A 25058-nucleotide genomic window follows, 5' to 3' on the forward strand; every position below is an offset into this window, starting at 1 on the left:
CGACGATGGACATCCGACACCACCCCGAAGACGACCTGCTGCTGGCGCTGTCTGCCGGCAGCCTGGAGACGGGCACGCGTCTGGTCCTGTGCAGCCACCTGGAGCTGTGCGCGCATTGCCGCGAGCGGCTGCAGACGCTGAACGCCCTCGGCGGCGTGCTGCTCGACGAGCTGGAACCCGCGCCGCTGGCCGATGATGCGCTGGCCCGCACGCTGGCTCGCATCGATGCGCTGGAGGCCGCGCCGCGCCGGCCGATCGTGGTCAGCGCCCCGCCGCCCCTGCCTCAAGGCGCGAGCTGGCCGCGTGCGCTGGCCCATTGCAGCGCCACGCCCTGGCGCTGGATGGGCCCCGGCATGCGCTGGAGCCGCGTCAGCGTGCCTGACGCTCCCGAGGCCAATGTCTTCCTGCTGCGCGTCGCCGCGGGCAAGTACCTGCCGCAGCACACGCACAGGGGCCTGGAGCTGACGCAGATCCTCTACGGCCGCTTCCATGACGGCCGTGCGCTGTTCGGCCCCGGAGATTTCGACGCGGCCGATGGCGAGATCCACCACCAGCCGGCGGTTCAGGACGGCAGCGAGTGCATCTGCCTGGCCTCGCTCGATGGCCGGCTGCGCTTCGACAGCGTCATTGCGCGGCTGTTCGGCTCCCTGGTCGGCATGTGAGGCGCGCGGCGACCCAGGCCGCGGCGCCGCTCACGAAGCTGCCCCAGGCCAGGTCGATGGCGGTCAGCGTCCAGGGCCAGTGGCGGAGCGTGGCCTGATTGGTGAGGTCGTAGGCGGCATAGGCGACCAGGCCCAGCAGGGCGCCGCGCCGCAAGGCCACGAGCGTTTCGCGCTGCTCCAGCGCGGGCACGATCGCGAACACCAGCAGGCCGACGAGATAAAGCGGATAGAAGATTGCCACCGCCACCCAGTCGACCTGGTCCGCCATCAGCGGTCCGATCGCGGCGCGATAGACGCGCGTGCCGGCCAGCGTGAGCCAGCAGCCGTCGAGCAGCAGGAAGCACAGCATCGCGGCCAGATAGGCCAGCAGCAGGCGGCGGGGCGAAAGCTTCGTCATGGCGGGGGCCTTTCGTCGGCAGTCAGGCGATAGCCAAGTCGTCGGCCGCCCTTGGCCTCAGCGTCCAGGGCGATCCAGCGGCCGGTCTCGGCGGCATACCAGACGGTGATGCGCTGCTTGTCGGCCACCAGCCGCCAGCCCTGCGCGGCCACGGACCGTCCGCGCACGTCGATCTGCGCATCGGGCAGGGCCTCGAAGCGCACCGCGCTGCTGCGGCCGGTCCGCGGATCGACGAGCCGGTGCTGCTGCGCCAGCCTCGGGTTCCAGTAGGCAAAGCCCATCTGGCACTCGCCATCGAAGCGCCGGTCCACCTGCTCGCGCTTGCCGTCGTCGTCGGTGTCGGAGCGCAGTTCGCGCAGGCAGTCGTCCTGCCAGCTTTCCCGCGCTTCGTGTCGGTAGCGGTAGACGGGAATGCCCAACCACTTGACGACGAATTGCGCGCTACTGAACACACTGCGCTCCGCGCCCGCGCCCGCGCCTCTGACGGTGAAGCGGTGTGTGCCGATGGGTTGGCCGTCGAGCGTGGCGGTGAAGTTCCATTCGCCGACGTCCTGCGCACACGCGGCTTGCGCTGCGATGCTGAGCAGCAGGGTGGCGGTCTGCCTCATTGCTGCGGTCCGCGCCGCGGCGGCCAGGGGATGAAGGCGCTGGTGCGCGCGACGTAGTCGCGGTAGGCGGGGCGGCGCTGGGCGATGTCCTGCTCCAACAGGGCCACGCCCGAGACCTTGAGCAGCAGCGCCGTCATCACGAGCGGCGAGACAAGGGCCCATGCGGCGCCGACGCCGCCGGCGCCCAGCGCCATCACCGCGAGGCCCCACCACACGCAGCATTCGCCAAAGTAGTTCGGGTGGCGCGACCAGGCCCAGAGGCCCTGGTCCATCACGGCGCCCTCCTGGCGCGGGCCTCGCAGGAAGCGGGCGAGCTGGGCATCGGCCACGGTTTCGATCAGCAGGCCGCCAGCCGCCACCGCCATGCCGATGAAGTCCAGCGAATTCAGCGGAGCCGGCTGCGCGAGCGCGGCCAGCAGTGGCAGGCCGACCATCCATGCGATCACCGCCTGCAGGCCGAACACGAGGTAGAGGCTCTTGAGCCCGAAGTTTGGCTGGTTGCGTTCGCGGATGGCGCGGTAGCGGCGGTCCTCGCCGTGGCTGCTGTTGCGGCGCGTGACGTAGACGGCCAGACGCAGCGCCCAGGCGCCGAGCAGGGCGAGCATCAGCACGCCGCGCGCATCGGGCGGAAAGGCCGCGGCATAGGCCACGGCCGGCCCGGCGACCATCAGCGACCAGATGCGATCGGCCAGGCTTGCGTCGCGCAGCGGCAGGCTCACCAGCCAGGTGGGCAGGGCCACGGCGAGCGAGACCAGCAGTCCAAGAGAGGCGAGGTGCAGCATCGTCAGCGCTTCGCGAACAGGTAGTGGCTGACCCACCATTGCCCGCCGTTGTCGTAGGCGAACAGCTCCTCCACCGACAGGAAGAAGAGCCGCCAGCGCTGCCACCACATCACGGCGTCGCCCGGGCCGTAGACGGTGTTGAATAGCGGCATCAGCGTCTCGCGCTGCGCGTCCATGCGCGCGAGCCAGGCGGCCGAGGTGCGGGCGTAGTGGTGGCCGTCCCAACGCCAGCGCTGCAGCAGGCGCAGGTCGTCCTGGCAGCGCAGGGCGAGGTCGTCGCTGGGCATCATGCCGCCGGAGAAGAAGTGGCGGCTCATCCAGTCGCTGGCATCGCGCTCCTCGAAGGCATAGGGCGCCTCGCGATGGGCGAACACATGCATGAAGAAGCGGCCCTGCGGCCGCAGCCAGTGCGCCACGTGGGCGAAGGCCTGCGGCCAGTTGCGCAGGTGCTCGAACATCTCGATGGAGACCACGCGGTCGAAGCGTTCGGCCGTATCGAAGACGTTGAAGTCCTCCGTCAGAATCTCCAGGTTGCTCAGTCGGCGCGCGAGCGCCTCGGACTCGATGTGCTGGCGCTGCGAATGTGAATTCGACAGCGCGGTGATACGTGCGCCCGGGTAGTGTTCGGCCATCCACAGACTCAGCGAGCCCCAGCCGCAACCCAGCTCCAGAATGCGCTGGCCGTCGGCCAGGCCGGCGCGCTCGCAGCTCTCGCGCAGCGCTGCTGCTTCGGCGGCGTCAAGCGTTTGCACACCCTCGGGCCACCAGCAGCAGCTGTACTTGCGATGCCGGCCCAGCACGGCGCCGAAGAACTCGGCAGGTACTTCATAGTGCTGCACATTGGCCTTCTGGGGCAGTGGGGCCAGCGGCGCCTCAAGCAGGGTTGCCATGAAGGCTTCTGTAAGCTGCGCGCCGGCTTCAGCATTGCCACTGTGCAGCTCCGCCAGGCGCTGGCGCAGCAGCCACCTGATGCCCAGGCGCACCGCGCCGTCAGTCACCAGGCCCTGCTCGACCCAATGGATGGCGCGGGCTGTGTTGTCCATGTTGCGCATGAAGTTCCTTGCCTGATAGACGACATTCGGAGGCTTGTACGCAAGCCGGCACTGCTTGGATCAGCTCAGCGAGCATTCGGCATCGGGGTCGCGCTGGAGAATGGCTCTGCTGAAGGCGAGTGATCCGAGACAGCCCCGATGAGCGTAGGAGATCAAGTTGAACTTCTGAGCATTCCGAAATGAAAGCTGTCACCCAGATGCGGCGCCTTTCGTGCCTGTTGGTGATCTCGGGGCTGTGTTGCATCGCATCGGCTGCCCGCGCCGCGGAAAACGCCCCGTTGCCCACGGTGCACTCAGTCGATCTCGCCCGCTATGTTGGTAGCTGGTACGAGATTGCCTTGCTGCCCAATCGGTTCGAGCGCCAATGCGTGTCCGACACGCAAGCGCATTACACCGCCCAGGATGGAGGCATCCGGGTGCTCAATCGCTGCCGCAAGGCCGATGGCCGTGTTGACTCCGCAGAAGGGCGCGCGAAGATCGTGGCCGCCAGCGGCAATGCCAAGCTCAGGGTCACCTTCTTCTGGCCGTTCTACGGCGACTACTGGATCCTTGCGCTCGATGACGACTACAGCGAGGTGCTGGTGGGCACGCCAGACCGGCGCTATGGCTGGATCTTGGCGCGCCGCCCGGACCTGCCGGAGGCCCGCGCGCAGGCGCTGCTGGTGCGGGCAAGAGCCCTGGGCTTCGACGTTGCCGCCTTCAGGCGGGTACCCCAAATCCAGCCCCTGGATGGTGCTTCATGAGAAGCGATTGAACACACCGCGCCCATGCCTATGTCCGCTCGAAAGACCCTGTCGATGGTCGTTTCCCTGTTGGCCTTCCAGAGTGCCTGGTTGGCCTGCGTGATCGGCGCAGCGCGCGGCACGCCCAGGTTCGGACTCGCGCTGGTGGCGCTCGTCTGGGGTGTGCAGTTTGTGCTCAGTCCCGCCCGCTGCCAGGTCCTCGTTCTCACCAGCGCCGCCATCGTGCTTGGCCTGCTGTGGGATACGGCCATGGTTAGAAGTGGCGTTGTTGTGTACGCATCGCCCGGCCCACTTCCCGAGTGGGCGCCCGGCTGGATTCTGGCGTTGTGGATCCTCTTGGCAACGCTCCTGCAAGAACCGCTGCACTGGCTGCACGGCCGATGGCTGTTGGCCGCGTTGCTCGGCGGCCTGGGTGGACCGCTCTCATACTGGAGTGCAGTCCGGCTGGGCGCGGGAGACTTCCACGACCTACCACTAGCTCTCGTAGTGCTGGGGATGGGCTGGGCCATCATGACACCGGGGTTGACCGAATTTGCACGCTGGCTAGCCGCCCGCCCGCTCCATTGCCATCTACGCTCAAGTGATTGAGCGCCTTCCTATCGGCGTTGTTCGTTGGTTCCCAAGGCAGCTGCCGTCGATCTGTCGACGCGGCCGATCCAGCGGTCTGCTGCGGGCTGGCCGCCGACTTGCTACGCCTTAGGCCGAGCAGATTGCCGCCCGAGAGTTGTTGGGGGCAATCGTGACGACTTGTGCATTGCCAAGCGACCGGACTCCCTTGCTATTTCGGGCGCCACAACCACTCTTGAAATGTATTGGCTTGCTCCTAGCTAGGGTCCAACCGGCTGGATGTCCCGGCCGGTGAACACCACTGAACGGAGATCAAGCCATGTTTTATTCATTGCTGACCCATCCGAACAGCCTGTTCGGACAAGTCGATCGTCTGCAACGCGAGCTCGACGACATCTTCGGCGGCTCGGGGCTGCCCAGCAGCATCCGCTCGGTCGCGAGCGGCACCATGCCGCAGATCAACGTGGGGCGCACACCCCAGAGCGTGGAGATCTACGCCTTCGCGCCCGGCCTGGACGCCAGCAAGATCGAGGTCACCCTGGATCGTGGCGTGCTGCGTCTGTCCGGAGAGCGCGTGCAGCCGGCCGCTGACAGCGAGCGCCGGCGCTTTTATGCACGGGAGCGCACCTCCGGGCGCTTCGACCGCAGCGTCACGCTGCCCGATGACGTCGATCCCGACCAGGTCAAGGCCAGCTACCGCGACGGGGTGCTGCAGGTCAGCATCGCGCGCCGGGACGCCGCGCAACCCAAGCGCATCGCCATCCAGTAACGCCTTCATCGAGGAGAAACACCATGAGCAAGGAGATCACCCAGAGCGACAAGCAACAGACGGCACTGGACAGCACCGCCAATGAACGCGCGGTCACACCGGCTGTCGACGTCTTCGAGGACGAGACTGGCATCACGCTGCTGGCCGACATGCCCGGCGTCCCCCGCGACCAGCTCGAGCTGCATGTGGAGGGCGACACCCTCCTCATCGAGGGGCGGGTGCAGCCCCAAACGCCGGACGGCTTGGAGGCCATCTACGCCGAGCTGCGCGTGCCGCGCTGGCGCCGCAGCTTCACGCTTAGCCGAGAGCTCGACACGTCCAAGATCGACGCGAACTTGAAGGACGGTGTGCTGACGCTGCGTATTCCTAAGCAGGCGCATGCGCAGCCCCGACGCATCGCCGTCAACGCGGGCTGATCGGGGAGCCGAAACCATGCCAACCTCGTAGAGCAGTTGAAGCGTGGCGCCCGCCCGGCCTGGGAATCGCTGACGGAGGGCGGGCTGTAAAGGCACTCATCGCGGGTGCCTCCAACTGGGCTCAGATGGGCTTCCGGCTGGTACTCGACTAGCGGCAACGGTTCGCTTTGCTCGTGCACGCCGGGATGCTCCAGCACCGCATCCAGGAAAACCGGTCGACTGCACCCCCTCAGACCATTCGACGGGAACCGGGCCCGGCGAAAGTGCATCTGCGCCAGGGGCATGTCGGTGAGTGACCGGTAGACGGACGACAGCGTGCATTCAGCCCCCGTCGATGAAGGACTGGAGACGCTGCGAAGCTGCCGGTGGCGACATCGCATCGGCCCGGTGCGATGCGCATGCGTAGCGGTCTGGCCTTCTCAGGGATGTCCGACGGACTTTATGTGTTGGAGCCAGGACGTTCGACTCACGCCGGGTCAGGCCTGCCGCTGGTGGGAACGCACAACCGGGCCACCGCGAGGCGCTCTCCCACCGTCAGCGTGAATGTCCAGCCAAACCGCTCGCAGATCCGATGCGCGATCTGGGTCCCAATCCCGAAGCCTGCCGTCGATGGCGTGTCAGGAAGCCCGTTCCGCACCTCGATGCTGCACTCGTCGACGACCACTTCGATGCGATCCGGGCCACCGTGGAAGACGGCGTTCTTCAGCATGTTGGCCACGAGCACGTGGACCGTCGTCGCAGGGGCCGAAAGCAACAGGGGATGCCGCTCCACGACCGAGAACGCATGGCTCGGGCTCTCGCCCATGAGATGGCGGATCAAGGATCTCACCCACGCTTCATCGATCGACAGCGCGTCCGACACCGGCCGGACCGTGTCGCCGGACAGTTGCAGGAACGTGTCAACCAGTGCGTGCATGTCACGCAGCCCCCGGTGGGCACGCTCGATCGCCGGCCCCTGCTCCGGCCTGCCGTGCGCCTCGATGCGCTCAAGAGCCGCCTGCACGACCGCCGCCGGCGTACGCAGCTCATGGCTCGCGAAGCGGGTGAAACTGCGCTCCCGATCCAGGGCGTCCGCAGTTCTCTGCAGTGCGCTGTTGATCTGGACGACGAGGGCCTCGATCTCGACGGGGGAATTGGCTGGCAGTGCAACCTTCTCGAGGCTTCGGGGATCGCGCGCCGAGACCAGGCGCCCCACCTCGAGCATCGGCGCGGTGACCCGTCCGGTGATCCTCTTGCACAGCCACAGCACCAGAAGGCCGAACGGAACGATGCCTATCAGGTACCAGACGAAGACCTGAGACTCGATGGTCTCGTCCGGTTTGACCTCGGCGTGGGACTCGACAACGTAGAAGGCGCGGCCGGTCGCATGGGGCTGCGCGAGGACGTAGTAGTCCAGGGGCTCGCTACCGAGCTCGAAGATGCCGCGCTTGTCCGGCGACAACATCCGCTGCAGCTCGGGTGGGAGCAGCTCATAGCGGGGATAGATGACGGTGACGGGATCGATCCCGAGCGGCGCCTCCAGCTTCGCCTGCTTGCCCCAGTGGTCGCCGATGTGCTGCAGGCGGCGCTCGGTCTGGAAGTCCGAGCCCAGGTGCAGCGCCCCCTTCACGAGAAACGCGTTCACCATGAACGTCAGCACGAGGATCAACAGCAGCAGATGCCACATCCTCGCGAACAGCGTCTGTGACCGCTCGAAGGTGGAGACGAAGCTTGCCATCAGGGCTCCAGGCAATAGCCTTGCTTGCCTCGCGTCTGGATGACCGCGCTGCCTCCAGCGTTGTGGATCAGCCGGCGAAGCTGGTAGAGATGCGTGCGCAATGCGTCGCTTGCAGGCCGGTCATCATCGCCCCACAAGGCGCTCTCGAGCTCATCGCGCGAGACGACGCGTGGCGCGTGTCGCATCAGGGTGTGAAGAAGACGTCCCTGGAGCGGCGTCAGCGTGCAGGTCTCGCCCGACGAGATCAGCAGCTTCCATTGCCTGGTGTCCAAGGTGAGGCCGGCGCCCTGGACGACGCCGACACTGTTCGGGACGGTCAGGAACCTTCGAATCGCGGCCCGGACGCGGGCGACCAGCACCCTGGACTCGAAGGGTTTGACGATGTAGTCGTCGGCTCCCCTGTCGAGCCCCTCGACAACCTGGTCCGGCGAGCCTTGGGCGGTGAGCATCAGGATGGGTGAACGAAAACCATCGCTGCGCAGTCGCGTGCAGACGTCGAATCCGCTGATGCGCGGGAGACCTACATCCAGCAGCACCGCATCGAACGGAGGTGACGTGCTCTCCACCAGTCGCAGCGCCTGCGCACCATCGCTTGCGTAGTCCGGATCGAACCCGGACTCTTCCAGCGTCTCCAGGATCGAGGCGGCCAGGTCTCGGTTGTCTTCGACGAGCAGAACACGTTCGCGATGCATCACGGGACTCATGCCTTCCATTCTGGCCCTTGCCAGTTGATTCACTCAAGCTGCCTGCAAAAGGGGGCTCGGGACGCTCGGCGAACTTCACGATTGCTTCACGCATCGGGTGCCCCACTGCACTCACCGATCGGCCACGACACGCCTGTCGTTCGTGTCATGCACCGCGACAGGTCGCTGGCCGGTTCAACCCACCACTGGAGTTCCATGATGTCCCGCATTCGTCCCGTCGTCAGAGCCGGCGTCCTCGCCCTGGGCCTGCTCACGCTGTTCTCCGCCCAGGCCGACGAGGAGCGGCAAGGCTCGCAATGGGGCCTCGGCCTCGTGACCCTGTACGACCGCAAGCCTTATCGAAGCTTCGACAACAAGGCGAAGGTACTGCCCTTCGTCTTCTACGAGAGCCGCTGGGTCAGCCTGATCGGACCGACCCTCGACCTGAAGCTGGTGTCGACCGACTCGCTGTCGTTCAGCGCGCGGCTGCACTACGCCGGCGACGGGTACGAAGCCGATGACTCCCCCTACCTGGCCGGCATGGCCGAGCGCAAGGAGAGCTTCTGGGTCGGCGGCGCGAGCAGCCTGAACACCGAGCTTGCAACCCTGTCGGTCGAACTGCTGGGAGACGCCTCCCGCAAGAGCAAGGGGAAACGCGCCAGCCTGAGCATCGAACGCGAGTTCAAGGCCGGAGACTTCGACTTCACGCCGCGCCTCGCCGTCCATCGCTTCGACGGCAAGTACGTCAACTACTACTACGGCGTGCGCGCGGATGAATCCACCTCGACGCGTGGGGTTTACCTGGGCAAGTCCGCGACGAACGTTGAAGCTGGCGTGCGGATCGGCTATTCGCTCGCACCGCATCACAAGCTGTCGCTCGACCTGAGCACGACCCGCCTGGGCGCCAGCATCGAGGACAGCCCCTTGGTGGAGCGTTCCAGGCAAGACGGCGTCCGATTCGGCTACATGTATCTCTTCTGAGCGATGCAGGCCGCAAGCCCTTCAGGTCGCCTGTCGAAGGCGATGGTTCTGCTCATCGCCGCTTTGCTGACGCTGCGCCTGTTCGCCATGGCCTGGCTGCCGTTGATGGAGACCACCGAGGCGCGCTATGCCGAGATCGGCCGCAAGATGCTCGAACTCGGCGACTGGATCACGCCTTGGCACGACTACGGCGTGCCGTTCTGGGCCAAGCCGCCATTGTCGTTCTGGCTCACCGCGGCCAGCATGAAGGTGTTCGGCGTCAACGAGTTCGCGGCCCGGCTGCCCCACTTCCTCTGCATGCTGTTCGTTGCCGCAGCATGCGGCCGCCTGGCGGCGTCACGCCGCGACACCCCACCGCTGGCCACCCTCGGCCTGCTGTGCGGCGCGTCCCTGTCCCTGGTATCGGCCGGCGCCGTGATGACCGACGAAACCCTCGTGGTCGGCACCACGCTCGCGCTGTGCGGCCTGTGGCAGGCCTTGCACGGGCCGCGGTATCGCGACGGCGCCATCCTGCTGTTTGCCGGCCTGGCGATCGGACTGCTGGCCAAGGGCCCGCTGGTACTCGTGCTGGCAGGCTTTCCGACGGCCGCCTGGGCGGTGTGGACAGGGCAGGGGCGCCGCCTGCTGAGGGACGTCCCGTGGATTCCGGGGCTGGCAGCGACGACCGCGGCCGCCGCCTGGTGGTACATCGCGGCAGAACTGAAGACGCCCGGCTTCATCGACTACTACATCGTCGGTGAACATTGGCACCGCTTCCTCACGCCGGGATGGTCCGGCGACCGCTATGGCTTTGCCCATGCCTTTCCCCCGGGAACGATCTGGCTCTTCGCCCTGGTTGCGACGCTGCCCTGGCCGCTGCTGCTGCTGGCCGCTGCATCCACGCCTCGTGTGGCACGGACCGAGCCTGCCAGCCCCGATGTCGACACGCGCTCATGGCAAGCCTACCTCGCGTGCTGGTCACTGGCGCCGCTCGTGTTCTTCACGGCGGCGCGCAACGTCATCCTGCCGTATGCGCTGCCGGCCCTCCCGGCGATGGCGTTGCTGGCCAGCCATTGGCTGTGGCGTCGCGTCGGCCCGGAACGCAAGCACGCCTGGATTGCCGGGGGGCTGGCACTGTCGACCGCCGGTGTGCTGGGACTCCTCATCCACGCCGAGCGTGCGGGCACGTTTGGCAGCAGCTCCGCCAAGGCCGTTGTCAGCGCCTGGGAAGCGCAGCGTCACCAGGATGCCGAGCCGCTGGTGTTCGTGACCGAACGGCTCCACTCGGCTTCGTTCTACAGCGCAGGCCGGGCGGAGTTCGCCACCTCCCCGGCTGAGGCGCTGAAGCGCCTGGCACCGAACGGCGGTTTTGTCGCGCTGCGCGGTGACGACACCAACGTCCTTGCAAGGTTCGACTGCGTCACGCAGCGGACCGACGTCGGCGGCTTCGTCCTGCTTCGCGTGCGCGAGAGCATCTCGGCATCTTGTTCAGCGAACGAATGCGCGCCCGCGATCGTCGCGACTGAACAGCACCAGCATCAGTGCCAACCATGAAGCTTGTTCTGGCCGCACTGGTCCTGTCCGCGACTGTCGTCGGTGTGATCTGGGCCTCGAAAGATCCTGCGCCGGAAATGCAGGCCGCGAAGGCGGCGCCTCGGCCGACCCTGACGGTGACCGTCACCTTGCCTCGAGCGGACAGGCTGCCCGTCCGTCTCGCCGCGACGGGCAACGTGGTCGCATGGCAAGAGGCGATTGTCGGCGCCGAGGCCAACGGCTTGCGCCTGTCAGGCGTTTTCGCGAATGTCGGGGACCCGGTGCGGCGCGGGGCCTTGTTGGCCACCTTCACGCCCGAGACCGTTGCCGCAGAACTGGAACAGAGCCGCGCCGCCGTGGCGGAGGCGACCGCCACGTTTGCAGACGCGTCCGCAACCGCGCAACGAGCGCGGACGCTCGAAGCGACCGGGGCGCTTTCTGCACAACAGGTCCAGCAACGTCTCACGGCCGAGCGGATCTCCAAGGCGAAGATGGACGCCGCGCAGGCTGCCTCCCGGCTGCAGGAGATTCGCCTTGCGCAGACCCGTGTCCACGCCCCTGACGATGGCGTCATCTCGATGCGAAGCGCCACCGTGGGCGCCGTGATGCCTGCCGGCCAGGAGATGTTCAGGATCATCCGCCAGGGCCGGCTCGAGTGGCACGCCGAGATTCCTGCCGCCGATCTCCCGCGCGTGAGATCCGGCCAGAAGGTCATCATCCAGTCGGAGGGAAACGAGCCCATGGCAGGCCAGGTGCGAGTGCTGGCGCCGTCAGTGAACACGCAGACCAGAAGCGGCCTGGCGATGGTCGACCTGCCCTCCGATGGCAGCCTCCGCGCCGGCATGTTCGCCCGCGGGGAGATCGAGATCGGGGAGGGAGGGCCGACGCTCACCCTGCCCCAGACGGCCGTCGTGCAACGGGACGGCTTCGACTACGTCATGCGACTCGGCGCCGAGGGAAGGGTCATGCAGACCAAGGTGACGCTGGGACGTGCTGCAGGCCATCGGGTCGAGATCCTGGCCGGGATCGACTCGAGCAGCAAGGTGGTGGCCACCGGCGCGGGCTTCCTCAGCGATGGGGACGTGGTCCGCGCGGTCGCCGGGCCGAACGGCCAGTGAGGGAGGCCATCTTGAATCTCAACGTGTCATCGTGGTCCATCCGCAACCCGATCCCGGGCATGCTTCTGTTCGTCGTGCTGACCTTCCTCGGCATCGTCGGCTTCCGCGCCATGAAGGCCCAGAACTTCCCGGACGTCGAGGTGCCGGAGGTCCTGGTCTCGGCGTCGCTGCCGGGCGCATCGCCCTCGCAACTCGAGAACGACGTCGCGATCAAGATCGAGAACGCAATCGCCGGATTGCAAGGGCTCAAGCACATCAAGACCACGCTGACCGACGGCTCGGTCAACATCACCGTCGAGTTCCAGCTCGAGAAGCCCGCGCAGGAAGCCGTCGACGATGTCCGCGACGCTGTGGCGCGGGTGCGTGCGGACCTGCCGGCGGGGTTGCGCGACCCCACCGTCAAGAAGGCCGAGTTTGCGACGTCACCGATCCTCACCTACACGGTCGCCTCCTCGCAGATGGACGAAGAGGCCCTCTCATGGTTCGTGGACGACACCGTCGGCAAGACGCTTCTTGCCGTGCGGGGTGTCGGCGCGGTGTCCAGGGTGGGCGGCGTGAACCGCGAGATCAGGGTCGAGCTCGATCCTGCGAAGCTGATGGCCTTGAAGGTCAGTGCGGGCGACATCTCGCGACAGCTGCGGGCGGTGCAGCAGGAGTCGGCGGCGGGCCAGGCCAACCTGGGAGGCCGCGAGCAGTCGGTTCGAACCATCGCGACAGCGCTGACGGCACATGACATCGGGGGCATGGACCTGGCGCTCAGCGACGGCCGACGCATCAGGCTCGACCAGGTCGCGCGGGTGCTCGACACCGTCGCGGACCAGCGCTCAGCCGCACTGCTGGACGGACATCCGGTGGTCGGGTTCGAGGTCACGCGAGCCCGCGGCGCTGGAGAACTGGAAGTCGCTTCCGCCGTACGCGATGCCCTGGCGAAACTTCGCACGGCGAATCCCGGCATCGAGTTGCGCGAGGTGATCGACTACGTCCAGCCCGTCAAGGAGAACTACGACGGATCGATGCAACTCCTCTGCGAGGGCGCTGTCCTCGCAGTGATCGTCGTGCTGCTGTTCCTGCGCGACTGGCGCGCGACCGCCGTGTCAGCCCTTGCCGTGCCACTCTCCGTCATCCCGACGTTCGCGGTCATGCACCTGTTGGGCTTCAGCCTCAACATCGTGACCTTGCTGTCGCTCTCGCTGATCGTCGGCCTCCTGGTAGACGATGCCATCGTCGAGATCGAGAACATCACACGCCACCTTCGCATGGGAAAGACACCCCGTGCGGCCGCGGTGGAGGCCGCGGACGAGATCGGCCTGGCGGTGATCGCGACGTCTTTCACGCTCATTGCCGTCTTCTTGCCGACAGCGTTCATGCAGGGTGCCGCTGGGCGATTGTTCGTTCAGTTCGGGTGGACCGCTGCCATTGCGGTCTTCTTCTCGCTCGTCGTCGCTCGTGTGCTCACGCCGATGATGGCCGCAAATCTTCTGACCCCGCCGAAAGGCGCCCGACCGCCACAGACCCGATGGATGGGTCTCTATGCCCGGTGGGTGGTTTCGTGCCTGAGGTACCGGGGGGTCACCTTGGGAGCCGCGTTCGCGTTCTTCGCCCTCGGACTGCTGCTGGCGACAAGGATCCCGGGCGAGTTCCTGCCATCGGACGATGTGGCACAGACTCAGGTCATACTCAGCTTGCCGCCGGGAAGCACGTTGACGGACACGCTCGCCGCCGCTGAAGCAGCACGCCGCATGGTCGGCACGAACGAGCACGTCAAGACGGTCTACACCGCGATCGGTGGTGGCATCACCGAGACGGGTCCGGGTGCATCGGGTGCGGCGCCGGTGGCCATGCAAACGGCTGTAATGACCATCACCCTGTCCCATCGCGACGAAAGGCCAGGCCTCAGCAGGCAGCGAATCGAAGGACAGCTGCGCGAGGCACTGGAGCTGCTGCCAGGGGTCCGAGTCCAGGTCAACCGGGGTGGCTCGGACGAGGGCTACGTCGTCGTGCTGACAGGGTCCGACAGCCGCGTGCTCACCGAGCATGCCGCGCTCGTTGAACGAGAGCTCAGAACGCTGCCTGGCGTCGGTGCCGTCACGTCGAGCGCGGGACTGCTCCAGCCCGAACTCGTTGTCCGGACCGACTTCGCCCGGGCGGCGGACCTGGGTGTGACCTCCGCGGCCATCTCGGACACACTGCGCACCGCGACATCCGGTGATTTCGATCAGGAGTTGGCCAAGCTCAACCTCAGCAAGCGGCAGGTACCGATCGTCGTCAGGATGGCGAACGCCGGTCGCCAGGACATCGAGACGCTGCGGCAACTGCCCGTCCCTGGCGCACGCGGACACGTTCCACTCGCAAGCGTCGCATCACTCGCGACCGGCAGCGGTCCCGCGCAGATCACCCGCCATGACCGTGCCCGCAACATCGACCTCGCGGTGGAATCGAATGGCACGCCGACCGGTGAGATGGAAGAAGCGGCACGCTCCCTGCCCAGCCTGCAGCACCTTCCACCCGGGGTGAGTCAAGGCGCATCCGGCGAAGCGGAGGCGATGGACGAACTCTCGCAGGGCTTCGGCACCGCCATGGTGACGGGGGTGCTGTGCATCTACGTCGTCCTGGTCCTGCTTCTCAAGGACTTCGTGCAACCCATGACCATCCTGGTGGCACTTGTCCTCTCGATCCCGGGCGCGTTCGTTGCGCTCCATCTCGCCGGGGCGACGATGTCGGTGCCGTCAATGATCGGCCTGATCATGCTGATGGGCATTTCGACGAAGAACTCCATTTTGATCGTCGACTATGCCGTCATGGCCCGTTTGCAGGGTGGACTGACGCGTGACAGGGCCATTGTGGATGCCTGTCGCAAACGCGCGCGTCCGGTGGTCATGACCACCCTGGCCATGGGTGTCGGGATGCTGCCCGTGGCCCTCGGTTGGGGAGGCGATCCCAGTTTCCGTTCCCCGATGGCGGTGGTCGTGATCGGTGGACTGATGTCCTCGACGGTTCTCAGCTTGTTCGTGATCCCCGTCGTCTACACGTGCCTGGATGACCTCGTCGCGTGGCTGCGCACCCGCAGCGTGGTGATGCGCCACAAGAATCCACCGGCAGCGACGTCCTGACCCATGCCGGTTGAACATCGTCAACTCGGCAGACCCGAACGGTGCGGTTCCCATCGCTCGAATCGCTCAGTAAACTTCATCTCTCATTCCTCGCTTGATCCTCACCTTGGCTTCATCCGCACACCGTCCTGCACGCGCTCTGTTCACCTTCGGCTACGAGGGTCTGTCGATTGACGCGTTCATCGAGCGCCTCAAGGAGGCGCACATCGAGCTGATCGTGGATGTGCGCGAGCTGCCGCTGTCGCGCAAGAAGGGCTTCTCCAAGACATCCTTCCGTGAGGCGTTGGCGGCGGAGGGCATCGCCTACGAGCACCGTCCGGCGCTCGGTTGCCCGAAGCCCGTTCGGAATCGCTACAAGGTGGATGGCGACTGGCAGGCCTACACCCGCGGGTTCCTCGCGTACCTGGCCACCCAGAAGGCCGAGATCGCTGACCTGACCCAAACGGCGCTCGCTCAGAGCGCTTGCCTCGTGTGCTTCGAAGCCGATTTCGGCTTTTGCCACCGCACTTACGTGGCTCGCGCCGCTCGCCAGGACGGTGCTCTGGCCGTGCAGCATCTGACCGCTAGAACAGTGGTTGCTGACGCACCAGCGCGTCTGGCAGCCTAGGTGCGTAGAGCACGCTGACGATCAACCACTGCTTGGGAAAGCGGTGGATGGTGCCCAGCAGGAAGAGCACGTCTCGATCGCCGAACTCCGTCAGGAACTTCTGGCGAAACGCATCCTGCCAGTCGTCGCGACGATGCACGTTCCAGTACAGGGCACCGGCCTCCCAGTCCACGAGTTTGTGCCGGAACTCGGCCGATCCAGCCTCAGTCTGGCATTCGTAGCGGTAGTGGAAGTCGTACGGCAACTTCTTCAGCGTCTTCAACGAGCGCTGATCTTCGTTGGCATCGAACAAGTTGCCCTGCTGCTGCTCCTGCAGCAACTTTGCCTTCTCATCCTCGGTCCATTCCGCGTTGTCCACGGGTGTGATGTCCAGGCCCAGCAGCCGGCTCGGACGCACGAGACCCAGCGTCACGCCATCGGTCGCACGTGCCGCATCCAGCGCGTCGAAAGAGTTGAAAACCGGCACGCCCTTGATCGCCTCTCGCCGAGCAATCCAATAGTCGCGTGTGGACAAGGGCTCGCCTTCCAGTTCGATCGTGTCGACCGAGATGCGGTGACTCTCCGGCCGGGCATCGTCCTGCGCGCGTCGCACCCGAGCGCGGACCCACTGCCACTTCTTGAACTGCTGATCATCCTCAACCAGCCGGAAGGGAACTGGGAACAGGCGGACCAGTCTGCCGTCCTCGGCCATGCCGGCCACACAAGAGGTCTCGACGTAACGCGCACTGGGCGACGGATAGGTCTTGCAGAGGATCAGGATGCGTTGGTGGTCTGTTGCCATTCAAAACTCCCTGTGATGCCGCAGGACCACGGCGTGTTGATCAAAACCTGAGTTGCGTGCAGATGGCGAAGAGTTCCGTGGCCTTTGCAAAGATACAGTGTTGACCAGCGGGTTATCCCTCTGCAGACGGTCCATCGCATCCCCAACAATCAGTGGAACCGCTTCCATACTTGACCGTCCACCCTTGGACGCGCCTTGACGAGAAAGCGGATGCCGGACCGACCGCCATTCCAAGGATTCCGAGGAGACACCATGAATTCCAAGCACCTTGCCCGGCACGGTGCCGCGGCCCTGGGCGTGCTGAGCGCGCTGCTGGCCGCCGCCTGCGGGGGAGGCGGCTCGGCCGCGGCTGAAGAAGCGAGCCCGCTCGCCACCCGCACCCGGTCCGAGAAGAGCGCCGCCGTCATCCCACCCGCCCCCACCTACACCGATTGGCCGGCCGTCACCAGCGCGATCGCGCGCGATCCGGCGATGGAGTCGCGCATCGCGCAGATCGTCGCGGCGATGACGATCGAGCAGAAGGTCGGGCAGATGACGCAGCCCGAGATCAAGAGCATCACGCCCGACCAGGTGCGGCAGTTCTTCATCGGCTCGGTGCTGAACGGCGGCGGCTCGTGGCCGAACGGCGACAAGCACGCGAGCGCCGCCGCCTGGGTGGCGCTGGCCGACCAGTACTACAACGCGTCGATGGCCACTTCGATGGCCACGAAGATCCCCATCATCTGGGGCACCGACGCGATCCACGGCCACAGCAACGTCTACCAGGCCACGCTGTTCCCGCACAACATCGGGCTGGGCGCGGCGCATGACCCGGCGCTGGTGCAGCAGATCGGCGCGGCGGTCGGCCAGGCGGTGCGCGCCACCGGCATCAACTGGATCTTCGGGCCGACCCTCGCGGTCGTGCGCGACGACCGCTGGGGCCGCACCTACGAGAGCTTCTCGGAGGATCCGTCCCTCGTGCGCGCCTACGCCGGCGCCTACGTGACCGGCCTGCAGGGCAGCTTCGCGAGCGACACCAACGTGGTCGCGACCGCCAAGCACTTCATGGGCGACGGCGGCACCGACCAGGGTGTCGACCAGGGCGTGACGACGGCGTCCACCGCCGACATGATCAACATCCACGGCCAGGGCTACTACAGCGCGCTGGGCGCCGGGGCGCAGACGGTGATGGCGTCCTTCAACAGCTGGACGAATGCGGCCGCCGGCATCAACGTCGGCAAGATGCACGGCAGCAGGCAGATGCTGACCGACATCCTGAAGACCAAGATCGGCTTCGACGGCTTCGTCGTGTCCGACTGGAACGGCATCGGCCAGGTGCCCGGCTGCAGCAACGCGAGCTGCGCGCAGGCGATCAACGCCGGCATCGACATGGTGATGGTGCCCGACGAGTGGCAGGCCTTCATCAGCAACACCTCGGCCCAGGTGCGCTCGGGGGCAATCCCGATCGCGCGCATCAACGACGCGGTGACGCGCATCCTGCGCGTCAAGATGCGCTCGGGGCTGTTCAACGGGCGCAAGCCGTCGCAATCCGCCGGGGCCGGTGTCCAGGGCCAGCTGGCGGCCCGTGCGCTGGCGCGCGACGCGGTGCGCAAATCGCTGGTGCTGATCAAGAACAACGGCGAGCTGCTGCCGTTGGCACGCGGGCGCAGGACGCTGGTGGTCGGCAAGAGCGCCAACAGCATCTCGAACCAGTCGGGCGGCTGGTCGCTGACCTGGCAGGGCACCGGCAACAGCAATGCCGATTTCGCCGGCATCAGCGACACCGTGCTGGCCGGCATCCAGGAGGCCGCCGGCAGCGCCAACGTCGAGTACAGCGCGACCGGCACCGACAAGAACCCGGCCAACTACGACGTGGTGATCGCGGTGATCGGCGAGACGCCGTATGCCGAAGGCGCCGGCGACCTCAAGGGCAGCCGCACGCTGGCGCACGCGGCCAACTACCCGGAAGACCTGGCGGCGCTGAACGCGGTGTCGGGCAAGGGCAAGCCGGTGGTGACGCTGCTGCTGGCGGGGCGGCCGCTGTACGCGAACGACCTGATCAACAAGTCCGATGCCTTCGTCGCCGGCTGGCTGCCGGGCACCGAGGGCAAGGGCGTCAGCGACGTGATCTACCGCACTGCGCAGGGTGCGGTCGGCTTCGACTTCAACGGCACGCTGTCGTTCTCGTGGCCGGCCTCGGCCTGCCAGACGCCGCTGAACCTCGGCGACGGCCAGCAGCCGCAGTTCGCCCCCGGCTACGGACTGACGTATGCAAGCACCGCCAGCATCGGCACGCTGCCGACACCGGCCGTGCCCTCGGTCTGCGGCCAGGGTAGCGGCACGCTGGTGCTGTTCAACCAGGGCGACGTCGCGCCCTTCGCACTGAACGTCAACACCGCCGCCAACAACTGGGCCAGCGTGCCGGTCGGCAGCGACCTGAACGCGACGCTCAACGTGCCGGCCGCCGGCACGCCGGCGATGCGCGTGCAGACCACGCAGATCAACACGCAGCAGGACGCCAAGCTGGTCACCTGGTTCTCGCAGGGCCAGATCTTCTCGAAGGCGGCGAGCGGCCAGAACCTCTCGGGCTACACCGACGGCACGCTGGAGTTCGACACCGTGGTCTCGCAGGCGCCTGCCGCCGCGGTGCAGTTGCACATGGATTGCGGCTACCCCTGCCGCGGCACGGTGGACCTGACGCAGACGCTGCGCAGCCTGCCGCTGAACGTCAGGCAGACGCTGAAGATCCCGCTCAGCTGCTTCGCGTCGGCCGGCGCCAACCTCGCGAGCATCGACACGCCGTTCAGCATCGAGTCGATGGGCGCGATGGCGCTGGCGTTCACCAACCTGAAGGTGGTCAAGGGCGGCGCACTGGCCGGCGGGGTCTCGGGCTGCTCGGGGCAGCAGGGCAGCTTTGCGCTGTTCGGGCCGAACGGCGTCGCACCGGGCTTCGGCTTCAGCAGCTGGCAGAGCACGGCGGGCCATGTCAGCTGGCAGGTGATCCCGGTGGGTGCGGCCCCGGCCGAGATCCGCATGCAGTTCTCGAACACCGTGGGCGCCAACGGCATGGTGTTCATCAGCGGGCCCGCGACCGACCTGTCGGCGTACAGGGCCGGGCGGCTGACGCTGGAGGTCTACCCCTACCTCTACGGCAGCAACACCTCGGACCTGACCCTCAAGCTGGAAAGCGGCGCCGGTTGCGCAACCGCCGACATCTCGATCGGCCGGCCGCCGCTTGGCGCGTGGGCCACGGTGTCGGTGCCGATGAGCACGGTGCTGGCAGGTGCCGCAGCCTGCCTGGACCTGGCGCGCATCGGCAGCTTCTCGGTGTTTCCGCACTGGAACGACCAGCGCGGCGTGCAGATGACGGTGCGCAACGTGGCCTTGCGTCCCTGACGACTTCTTGCAGGGTCAACGAGCGCCGCGGAGATAGCTGCGCTCGCGCGGGCGGTTCGGATCGTCCTTCGGGCCGGCGTCGGTATCGCCCCCCTGTGCGACGGGGTTCGATGCCGCGGCGGGCGCCGCGGCCGCCGGCACCACCCGGCTGCTCATCAGGCGCTCGGCCAGCGTGATCAGGGCCGGGTCGCCGATGTCCGTGCAAAGCGCCCAGATCTCCACCGCGTAGTCGGTGTCGGACAGCAGGCGATCAGCCTCGACGGGGATCTGGTGCCGCAGCAGGGCCAGCCGCAGCCGCATCGCGATCACGCCCGAGGACATGAGGGAGCTCACTATTCGATCCGCTCGCCGTGCTGGGACACATCCAGCCCGACGGCCTCCTCGCTGCGCTTGATCCGGACGCCGGCGAACCAGTCGAGCCCCTTCATCAGCAGCCAGCTGACCGCGAAGCTGTAGACGAGAACCGCCATGACACCGATCGCTTCCGCCTGCGGCTGGCCGGCGCCGCCCGCAAGCTTCGCGTCGATGAAGAAGGGCGTCAGCAGCGAACCGGCGATGCCGACGACGCCGTGGATCGCGAACACGTCCAGCGAGTCGTCGATGTTGATCAGGGGCTTGATCCAGCTCAGCGACGCGAACGCGACGAGGCCGCCGACGGCACCGAACAGGTAGGCCGCGTTCACGCTGACGAATCCGGCAGCGGGCGTGATCGCCACCAGGCCGGCGACGGCGCCGGTGGACATGCCGACCAGGCTCGCCTGGCCCTTCAGAACCCACTCGCACAGCACAAAGACGACCGCGGCCAGCGCCGCTGCGATCTGCGTGTTGACCATCGCCAGTGCGGCTGCGCCATTGGCCGCAAAGGCGGAACCGCCATTGAAGCCGAACCAGCCGATCCACAGCAAGCCTGCGCCGATCAGCATGTAGGCGAGGTTCGAGGGGACCATCGGCTCGCGGCCGTAGCCGTGCCGCGGTCCGGCCACGAGGGCGCAGGCCAGGCCCGCCGCACCGGCGCTGACGTGCACGACCATGCCGCCGGCGAAGTCGCGCACGCCCAGGTCGTACAGCCAGCCCTCGGGGTGCCACACCCAGTGCGCCACCGGCGCATAGACGGCCAGCGACCACAGGCCGCAGAACATCGCGGCGATGCTGAATTTCACCCGCTCGGCGAACGAGCCGACGATCAGCGCCGCGGTGATGATCGCAAAGGCGGCCTCGAACAGCGCGAACGCCGGCGCAGGGATCTGCGGAGCCATCGCGTGCACGGGGACCCGGTCGCCCAGCGGCATGAACTCGAGGCTGAAGCCGTTGCCGAAGAAGCCCGCCCACGGCGACCCCGAGCCGAAAGCGATCGTGTAGCCCGCCAGGAACCACAGCACGCTGGTGACCGCGGCCACGATGAACACCTGCGTCATCGTGCCCAGGATGTTCTTCTTGCGCACCAGCCCGCCATAGAAGAAGGCCAGGCCCGGCAGCGTCATCATCAGGACGAGCGCCGTGCTGGCCAGCATCCACGCGGTGTCGCCGGCCGAGATCGCACTCGCCGCCGCGGTCTGCGGTGCGGCGCTGGCGGCGGAGGTTCCCAGCAAGGCCATCGCGCCGGCGGCGATCAGGCGATGGGGGCGTGGACGGTGGGCGTCGGTTGGTTGAGTTTGAGAGCGCATGGGGCATTGCACCAGCCGTCGCGCCCGAGGTCTTGATCAAGTCCTGATGGCGGCGGCATCCCGTTCGGCGCCGTCAACAACGTCACACATGACCTGGTCGCCTTCACGACCCCGACGTGACGCAGGCAAGGCAGCACGCCTGCTCCATACTGCGCCGGTGCGCGAACTCGAACAGATCCTGATCCTCTTCGTGGCGGCCGTGGCGCTGGCGGCGGCGGCTCGCCGCGCAGGCGCGCCGTACCCGGTCTTCCTCGCCATCGGCGGCGCGCTGCTGGCCCTGATTCCGGGCGCGCCGCAGCTGAGCCTGCCGCCCGACCTGGTGCTCGCGCTGTTCGTCGCGCCGATCCTGGTCGATGCCGGCTACGACGCCTCGCTGCGGGATCTTCGCGACAACTGGGCGCCGCTCGCCGGCCTGGTGATCGTCGCCGTCGGCCTGACCACGGCCGCGGTGGCCGTCGTGGCCCATGCGCTCGTGCCGAGCCTGCCGTGGGCCGCCGCGGTGGCGCTGGGCGCGATCGTCGCCCCGCCCGACGCGGTCGCGGCCACGGCCGTGCTGCGCCCGCTGCGCCCGCCGCAGCGCATCCTCGGCATCCTCGAAGGCGAGAGCCTGCTGAACGATGCCAGCGCGCTGCTGATCTACCGCCTCGCGGTCGGCGCGGTCGCCGCCGGCGGCTTCTCGGTGCAGGCGGTGGCGCCGACCTTCCTGCTGGCCGTGCTGGGCAGCCTGGTCGCGGGGCCGGCGCTGGGCTGGCTCGCCCAGCGTCTTTTCGAAAAGGTGCAGCACATCCCGACGGCCATCGTCCTGCAGTTCGTCGGCACCTTCACCGTGTGGCAGGTGGCCGAGCACGTCGGGCTCTCCGGCGTGCTGACCACCGTCTGCTTCGCGATGACGCTGGCGAGAATGGCGCCGGCGCGCATCCCGGCGCGCATCCGCATCCCCACCAACGCGGTGTGGGCCACCGTCGTGTTCGCGCTGAACATCTTCGCGTTCATCTTCATCGGGCTGCAGGTCCGCCCGATCCTGGTCGAGCTGGCGCCGGCGGCGCGCGAGCAGTACTTCGGGGTGGCGGCCGCGGTGCTGGCCACCGTCATCGTCGTGCGCATCGCGTGGCACATGAGCTTCAACGCGGTGGTGCGCTGGCGCGACCGGCGCCACGGCTTCCACCCGCCGCGGCCGATGCTGCGGCCCAGCGTGGGCAGCGGGCTGGTGATCTCGTGGGCGGGCATGCGCGGCATCGTCACGCTGGCCGCGGCGCTCGCGCTGCCCGAGGGCTTTCCGGCCCGCGACCTGATCGTGCTGACGGCCTTTCTCGTGGTGCTGGGCACGCTGCTGATCCAGGGGCTGACGCTGAAGCCGCTGCTGCGCGCGCTCAAGCTGCGTGACGGCGACCCCGTCGCGCACGAGGAGCATGCCGCCCGCCAGCGCGTGCTGGAAGCGGCCTTCGCGCAGTTGCCGCAGGCGCCGTCCGCGGCGCTGGATCTGGTGCGCAAGAACCTGAAGATGCACCTGGGCCGGCCGTTGCACGGCAGCGAGAGCCCGTTCGCCGCCTTTGGTGCGGAATACGACGACCGCTACCGCGCCGCGCTGCAGGCCGCCCGCCACGCGCTGCTCGCGATGCGCGAGGCCGGCGAGATCGGCGACGACGCCTTCCACAGCCTGGAGAACGACCTGGACTGGCTGGAGGTGTCCGATCCGCTGCGCGCGGCGAATGCGGACGCGACGGGGTGAGGCCCACGGCGATTTACCGCGCTTTACTTGTGCCGCCTCGGCTCGTGCACGACCATGGGATGCCGAGTCAACACAGAGACCGATGCCATGAGCCCGAGCCCTGCTTCCGATGTCCTCTCGAGTCGCCGCCACCAGGCATTCCCTCGCTTGAGCGAAGCCGACATCGATCGGATGCGACGCTTCGGCACGCTGCAGGCCTATCCGGCCGGCACCCGCATCGTCAGCGCCGGCACGCCGGGGCCGGGGCTGTTCGTCGTCGTGAAGGGGCTGGTGGCCGTCCTCCAGCGCGATGGCATGGGGCGCGAGACGCCTGTCGTCGAGCACGGGCCGGGCAACTTCTCGGGTGAACTGGCGACGATGACCGGCAAGCCTTCTCTGGTCGACGCCGTGGCCCGGGAAGATGTCGAGGCCTTGCTGCTGCCGCCCGGACAGGTGCGCTCGCTGATGATCGCCGAGGCCGACCTGGGCGAGCGCCTGATCCGCGCGCTCATCCTGCGACGCGTGGCGCTGATCGAACAGGGCGCCAGCGGGCCCGTGCTGATCGGCCATCCGAACTCGGCCGGCCTGCTGCGGCTCGAGGGCTTCCTGCACAGCAACGGCGAGCCGTTCCGGGTCATCGATGCACGCGATGACGACCGCGCGGCGGCGCTGATCGAGCAGTACGGCGCCGCCCCCGGCGAGCCGGTGGTCGTGTGCCCGGACGGCGCCGTGCTGGTGAACCCCACCGAAGCGACGCTGGCGCGCTGCATCGGCATGGTCGACAGCGCCGAGCGCAAAGAGATCTTCGACGTGGCGATCGTCGGTGCCGGCCCGGCCGGGCTGTCGACGGCCGTCTACGCCGCCTCCGAAGGCCTGCGCGTCGTCGTGCTGGACCGGCGCGCCTATGGCGGGCAGGCCGGTGCCAGCGCGCGCATCGAGAACTACCTCGGGTTTCCGACAGGCATTTCCGGCGCCGCACTGACCGGGCGCGCCAGCGTGCAGGCCGAGAAGTTCGGTGCCGAGTTGCTGATCCCGGCCGAGGTGCAGTCGCTGGACTGCGCTCGTGCGGGGCCGGAGCGTGAACTCGGGCTGCACCTCGCCGATGGCCGGCGCCTGCGTGCGCGCACGGTGGTCATCGCCAGCGGCGCGCACTACCGCCGCCTGGAGGTGGAACGACTGTCCGCCTTTGAAGGCCGTGGCATCTGGTACTGGGCCTCGGCACTCGAGGCCACGCTGTGTGCGCGAACCGAAGTGGTGGTCGTGGGGGGCGGCAATTCGGCAGGCCAGGCCGCCGTCTTCCTGTCGCAGCACGCCTCGAAAGTGCACGTGCTGGTGCGCGGACCGAGCCTGCGGTCCACCATGTCGCGCTACCTGATCGATCGCATCGGCGCGGCGGCCAACATCGAGCTGCGCCCGCACACCGAGATCGTCGAGTTGCATGGCGAGCCGATGAGCGGGCTGGAAGGGGTGACCTGGACCGACCGCCGGACGGCATCGCAGGAGCATCGCCCGCTGCGCAACGTCTTCCTGTTCGTCGGGGCCGAGCCCGAGACGCACTGGCTTGGCGGGTGCAGCGTCGGCGTCGATCCGCAAGGCTTCGTGCTGACGGGCGCCGGCGTCGCGGCCGATCCCTCGGGCTGGAAGGCCGCGGCGCTGGAAACCAGCGTGCCGGGGGTGTTCGCCGTCGGCGACGTGCGCTCCGGCTCGGTCAAGCGCGTGGGTGGCGCCATCGGCGAGGGCGCTGCGGCGGTCGCGCAGATCCACCACCACCTCGCAGGGTTGCCGGCGTCGCGTTGACTCTTTCGC

22 protein-coding genes are annotated in these 25058 nt (G+C 67.6%); 13 read left to right on the forward strand and 9 right to left on the reverse strand.

Annotated elements, in window-relative coordinates:
- Positions 1–5: 5 nt before the first annotated feature.
- On the forward strand, positions 6–662 hold the full coding sequence (locus tag AC1D1T_RS03845; RefSeq protein ID WP_477824951.1) for a ChrR family anti-sigma-E factor: 657 nt from the start codon (positions 6–8) through the stop codon (positions 660–662).
- Here AC1D1T_RS03845 and AC1D1T_RS03850 read toward each other — a convergent pair.
- Genes AC1D1T_RS03850 through AC1D1T_RS03865 form a run of 4 tightly spaced genes read right to left on the reverse strand, consistent with a single transcriptional unit; the run spans position 625 to position 3492 of the window.
- Entirely contained in the window at positions 625–1059 is a 435-nt protein-coding gene (locus AC1D1T_RS03850; RefSeq protein WP_477824950.1) for a DUF2177 family protein, read from the reverse strand. The genes AC1D1T_RS03845 and AC1D1T_RS03850 overlap by 38 nt on opposite strands.
- On the reverse strand, positions 1056–1667 hold the full coding sequence (locus AC1D1T_RS03855) for a DUF6134 family protein (RefSeq protein WP_477991441.1): 612 nt from the start codon (positions 1665–1667) through the stop codon (positions 1056–1058). The genes AC1D1T_RS03850 and AC1D1T_RS03855 overlap by 4 nt, the downstream gene beginning before the upstream one ends.
- Complete coding sequence (locus AC1D1T_RS03860) at positions 1664–2449, reverse strand: DUF1295 domain-containing protein (RefSeq protein ID WP_477824948.1); 786 nt, start codon at positions 2447–2449, stop codon at positions 1664–1666. Before AC1D1T_RS03860 ends, AC1D1T_RS03855 begins: the two co-directional genes overlap by 4 nt.
- A 2-nt stretch (positions 2450–2451) precedes the next feature.
- Entirely contained in the window at positions 2452–3492 is a 1041-nt protein-coding gene (locus AC1D1T_RS03865) for an SAM-dependent methyltransferase (protein ID WP_477824947.1), read from the reverse strand.
- A 188-nt stretch (positions 3493–3680) separates the two neighbouring features.
- Between AC1D1T_RS03865 and AC1D1T_RS03870 the strand changes: the two genes are divergently transcribed.
- The 4 genes from AC1D1T_RS03870 to AC1D1T_RS03885 all read left to right on the forward strand — a co-directional run bounded on the left by AC1D1T_RS03870 (position 3681) and on the right by AC1D1T_RS03885 (position 5996).
- Positions 3681–4244, forward strand: coding sequence for a lipocalin family protein (locus AC1D1T_RS03870; protein ID WP_477824946.1), 564 nt, complete (start codon positions 3681–3683; stop codon positions 4242–4244).
- A gap of 54 nt (positions 4245–4298) precedes the next feature.
- Positions 4299–4832, forward strand: a complete 534-nt coding sequence (locus AC1D1T_RS03875) for a DUF2878 domain-containing protein (protein ID WP_477824945.1) — start codon at positions 4299–4301, stop codon at positions 4830–4832.
- A 298-nt stretch (positions 4833–5130) separates the two neighbouring features.
- The gene (locus AC1D1T_RS03880; protein WP_477824944.1) at positions 5131–5580 is read left to right on the forward strand and encodes an Hsp20/alpha crystallin family protein; all 450 of its coding nucleotides are present in this window, start codon (positions 5131–5133) and stop codon (positions 5578–5580) included.
- A gap of 23 nt (positions 5581–5603) precedes the next feature.
- On the forward strand, positions 5604–5996 hold the full coding sequence (locus AC1D1T_RS03885; protein WP_477824943.1) for an Hsp20/alpha crystallin family protein: 393 nt from the start codon (positions 5604–5606) through the stop codon (positions 5994–5996).
- A 466-nt stretch (positions 5997–6462) separates the two neighbouring features.
- On the opposite strand, the gene AC1D1T_RS03890 is transcribed toward AC1D1T_RS03885, so the two are convergent.
- Together AC1D1T_RS03890 and AC1D1T_RS03895 are read right to left on the reverse strand one after the other, a co-directional pair.
- Positions 6463–7713, reverse strand: a complete 1251-nt coding sequence (locus AC1D1T_RS03890; RefSeq protein ID WP_477824942.1) for a sensor histidine kinase — start codon at positions 7711–7713, stop codon at positions 6463–6465.
- Entirely contained in the window at positions 7713–8405 is a 693-nt protein-coding gene (locus AC1D1T_RS03895; RefSeq protein WP_047509901.1) for a response regulator transcription factor, read from the reverse strand. The genes AC1D1T_RS03890 and AC1D1T_RS03895 overlap by 1 nt, the downstream gene beginning before the upstream one ends.
- A 210-nt stretch (positions 8406–8615) precedes the next feature.
- Here AC1D1T_RS03895 and AC1D1T_RS03900 point away from each other — a divergent pair, with 210 nt between their 5' ends.
- The 5 genes from AC1D1T_RS03900 (at position 8616) to AC1D1T_RS03920 (ending at position 15724) form a co-directional block, all read left to right on the forward strand.
- A complete protein-coding gene (locus tag AC1D1T_RS03900) occupies positions 8616–9377 on the forward strand; it encodes a MipA/OmpV family protein (RefSeq protein WP_477824941.1) in 762 nt (253 codons plus the stop codon).
- Positions 9378–9419: 42 nt separating this feature from the next.
- Positions 9420–10910, forward strand: a complete 1491-nt coding sequence (locus AC1D1T_RS03905) for an ArnT family glycosyltransferase (protein ID WP_477824940.1) — start codon at positions 9420–9422, stop codon at positions 10908–10910.
- Positions 10907–12007: an efflux RND transporter periplasmic adaptor subunit gene (locus tag AC1D1T_RS03910; RefSeq protein ID WP_477824939.1), complete on the forward strand. Its 1101-nt coding sequence runs from the start codon at positions 10907–10909 to the stop codon at positions 12005–12007. Before AC1D1T_RS03905 ends, AC1D1T_RS03910 begins: the two co-directional genes overlap by 4 nt.
- Before the next feature lie 59 nt (positions 12008–12066).
- Positions 12067–15117, forward strand: coding sequence for an efflux RND transporter permease subunit (locus AC1D1T_RS03915; RefSeq protein ID WP_477824953.1), 3051 nt, complete (start codon positions 12067–12069; stop codon positions 15115–15117).
- Positions 15118–15211: 94 nt separating this feature from the next.
- Entirely contained in the window at positions 15212–15724 is a 513-nt protein-coding gene (locus tag AC1D1T_RS03920; protein WP_477824938.1) for a DUF488 domain-containing protein, read from the forward strand.
- Here AC1D1T_RS03920 and AC1D1T_RS03925 read toward each other — a convergent pair.
- Complete coding sequence (locus AC1D1T_RS03925) at positions 15681–16505, reverse strand: DUF8757 domain-containing protein (RefSeq protein ID WP_047509864.1); 825 nt, start codon at positions 16503–16505, stop codon at positions 15681–15683. The genes AC1D1T_RS03920 and AC1D1T_RS03925 overlap by 44 nt on opposite strands.
- Positions 16506–16757: 252 nt before the next feature.
- Here AC1D1T_RS03925 and AC1D1T_RS03930 point away from each other — a divergent pair, with 252 nt between their 5' ends.
- Complete coding sequence (locus AC1D1T_RS03930) at positions 16758–19880, forward strand: glycoside hydrolase family 3 protein (RefSeq protein ID WP_477824937.1); 3123 nt, start codon at positions 16758–16760, stop codon at positions 19878–19880.
- 15 nt (positions 19881–19895) lie between these two features.
- Here AC1D1T_RS03930 and AC1D1T_RS03935 read toward each other — a convergent pair whose 3' ends face one another.
- Together AC1D1T_RS03935 and AC1D1T_RS03940 are read right to left on the reverse strand one after the other, a co-directional pair.
- The gene (locus AC1D1T_RS03935; protein ID WP_465110590.1) at positions 19896–20201 is read right to left on the reverse strand and encodes a hypothetical protein; all 306 of its coding nucleotides are present in this window, start codon (positions 20199–20201) and stop codon (positions 19896–19898) included.
- Positions 20202–20212: 11 nt separating this feature from the next.
- Positions 20213–21475, reverse strand: a complete 1263-nt coding sequence (locus AC1D1T_RS03940) for an ammonium transporter (protein ID WP_477824936.1) — start codon at positions 21473–21475, stop codon at positions 20213–20215.
- A gap of 226 nt (positions 21476–21701) precedes the next feature.
- On the opposite strand from AC1D1T_RS03940, the gene AC1D1T_RS03945 reads away from it, so the two are divergent.
- A complete protein-coding gene (locus AC1D1T_RS03945; RefSeq protein WP_477991444.1) occupies positions 21702–23273 on the forward strand; it encodes a cation:proton antiporter in 1572 nt (523 codons plus the stop codon).
- An 87-nt stretch (positions 23274–23360) separates the two neighbouring features.
- Complete coding sequence (locus AC1D1T_RS03950) at positions 23361–25049, forward strand: FAD-dependent oxidoreductase (protein WP_477824870.1); 1689 nt, start codon at positions 23361–23363, stop codon at positions 25047–25049.
- The last annotated feature ends 9 nt before the right edge of the window (positions 25050–25058 follow it).

It is taken from the genome of Rhizobacter sp. P2_H3, assembly GCF_056403355.1.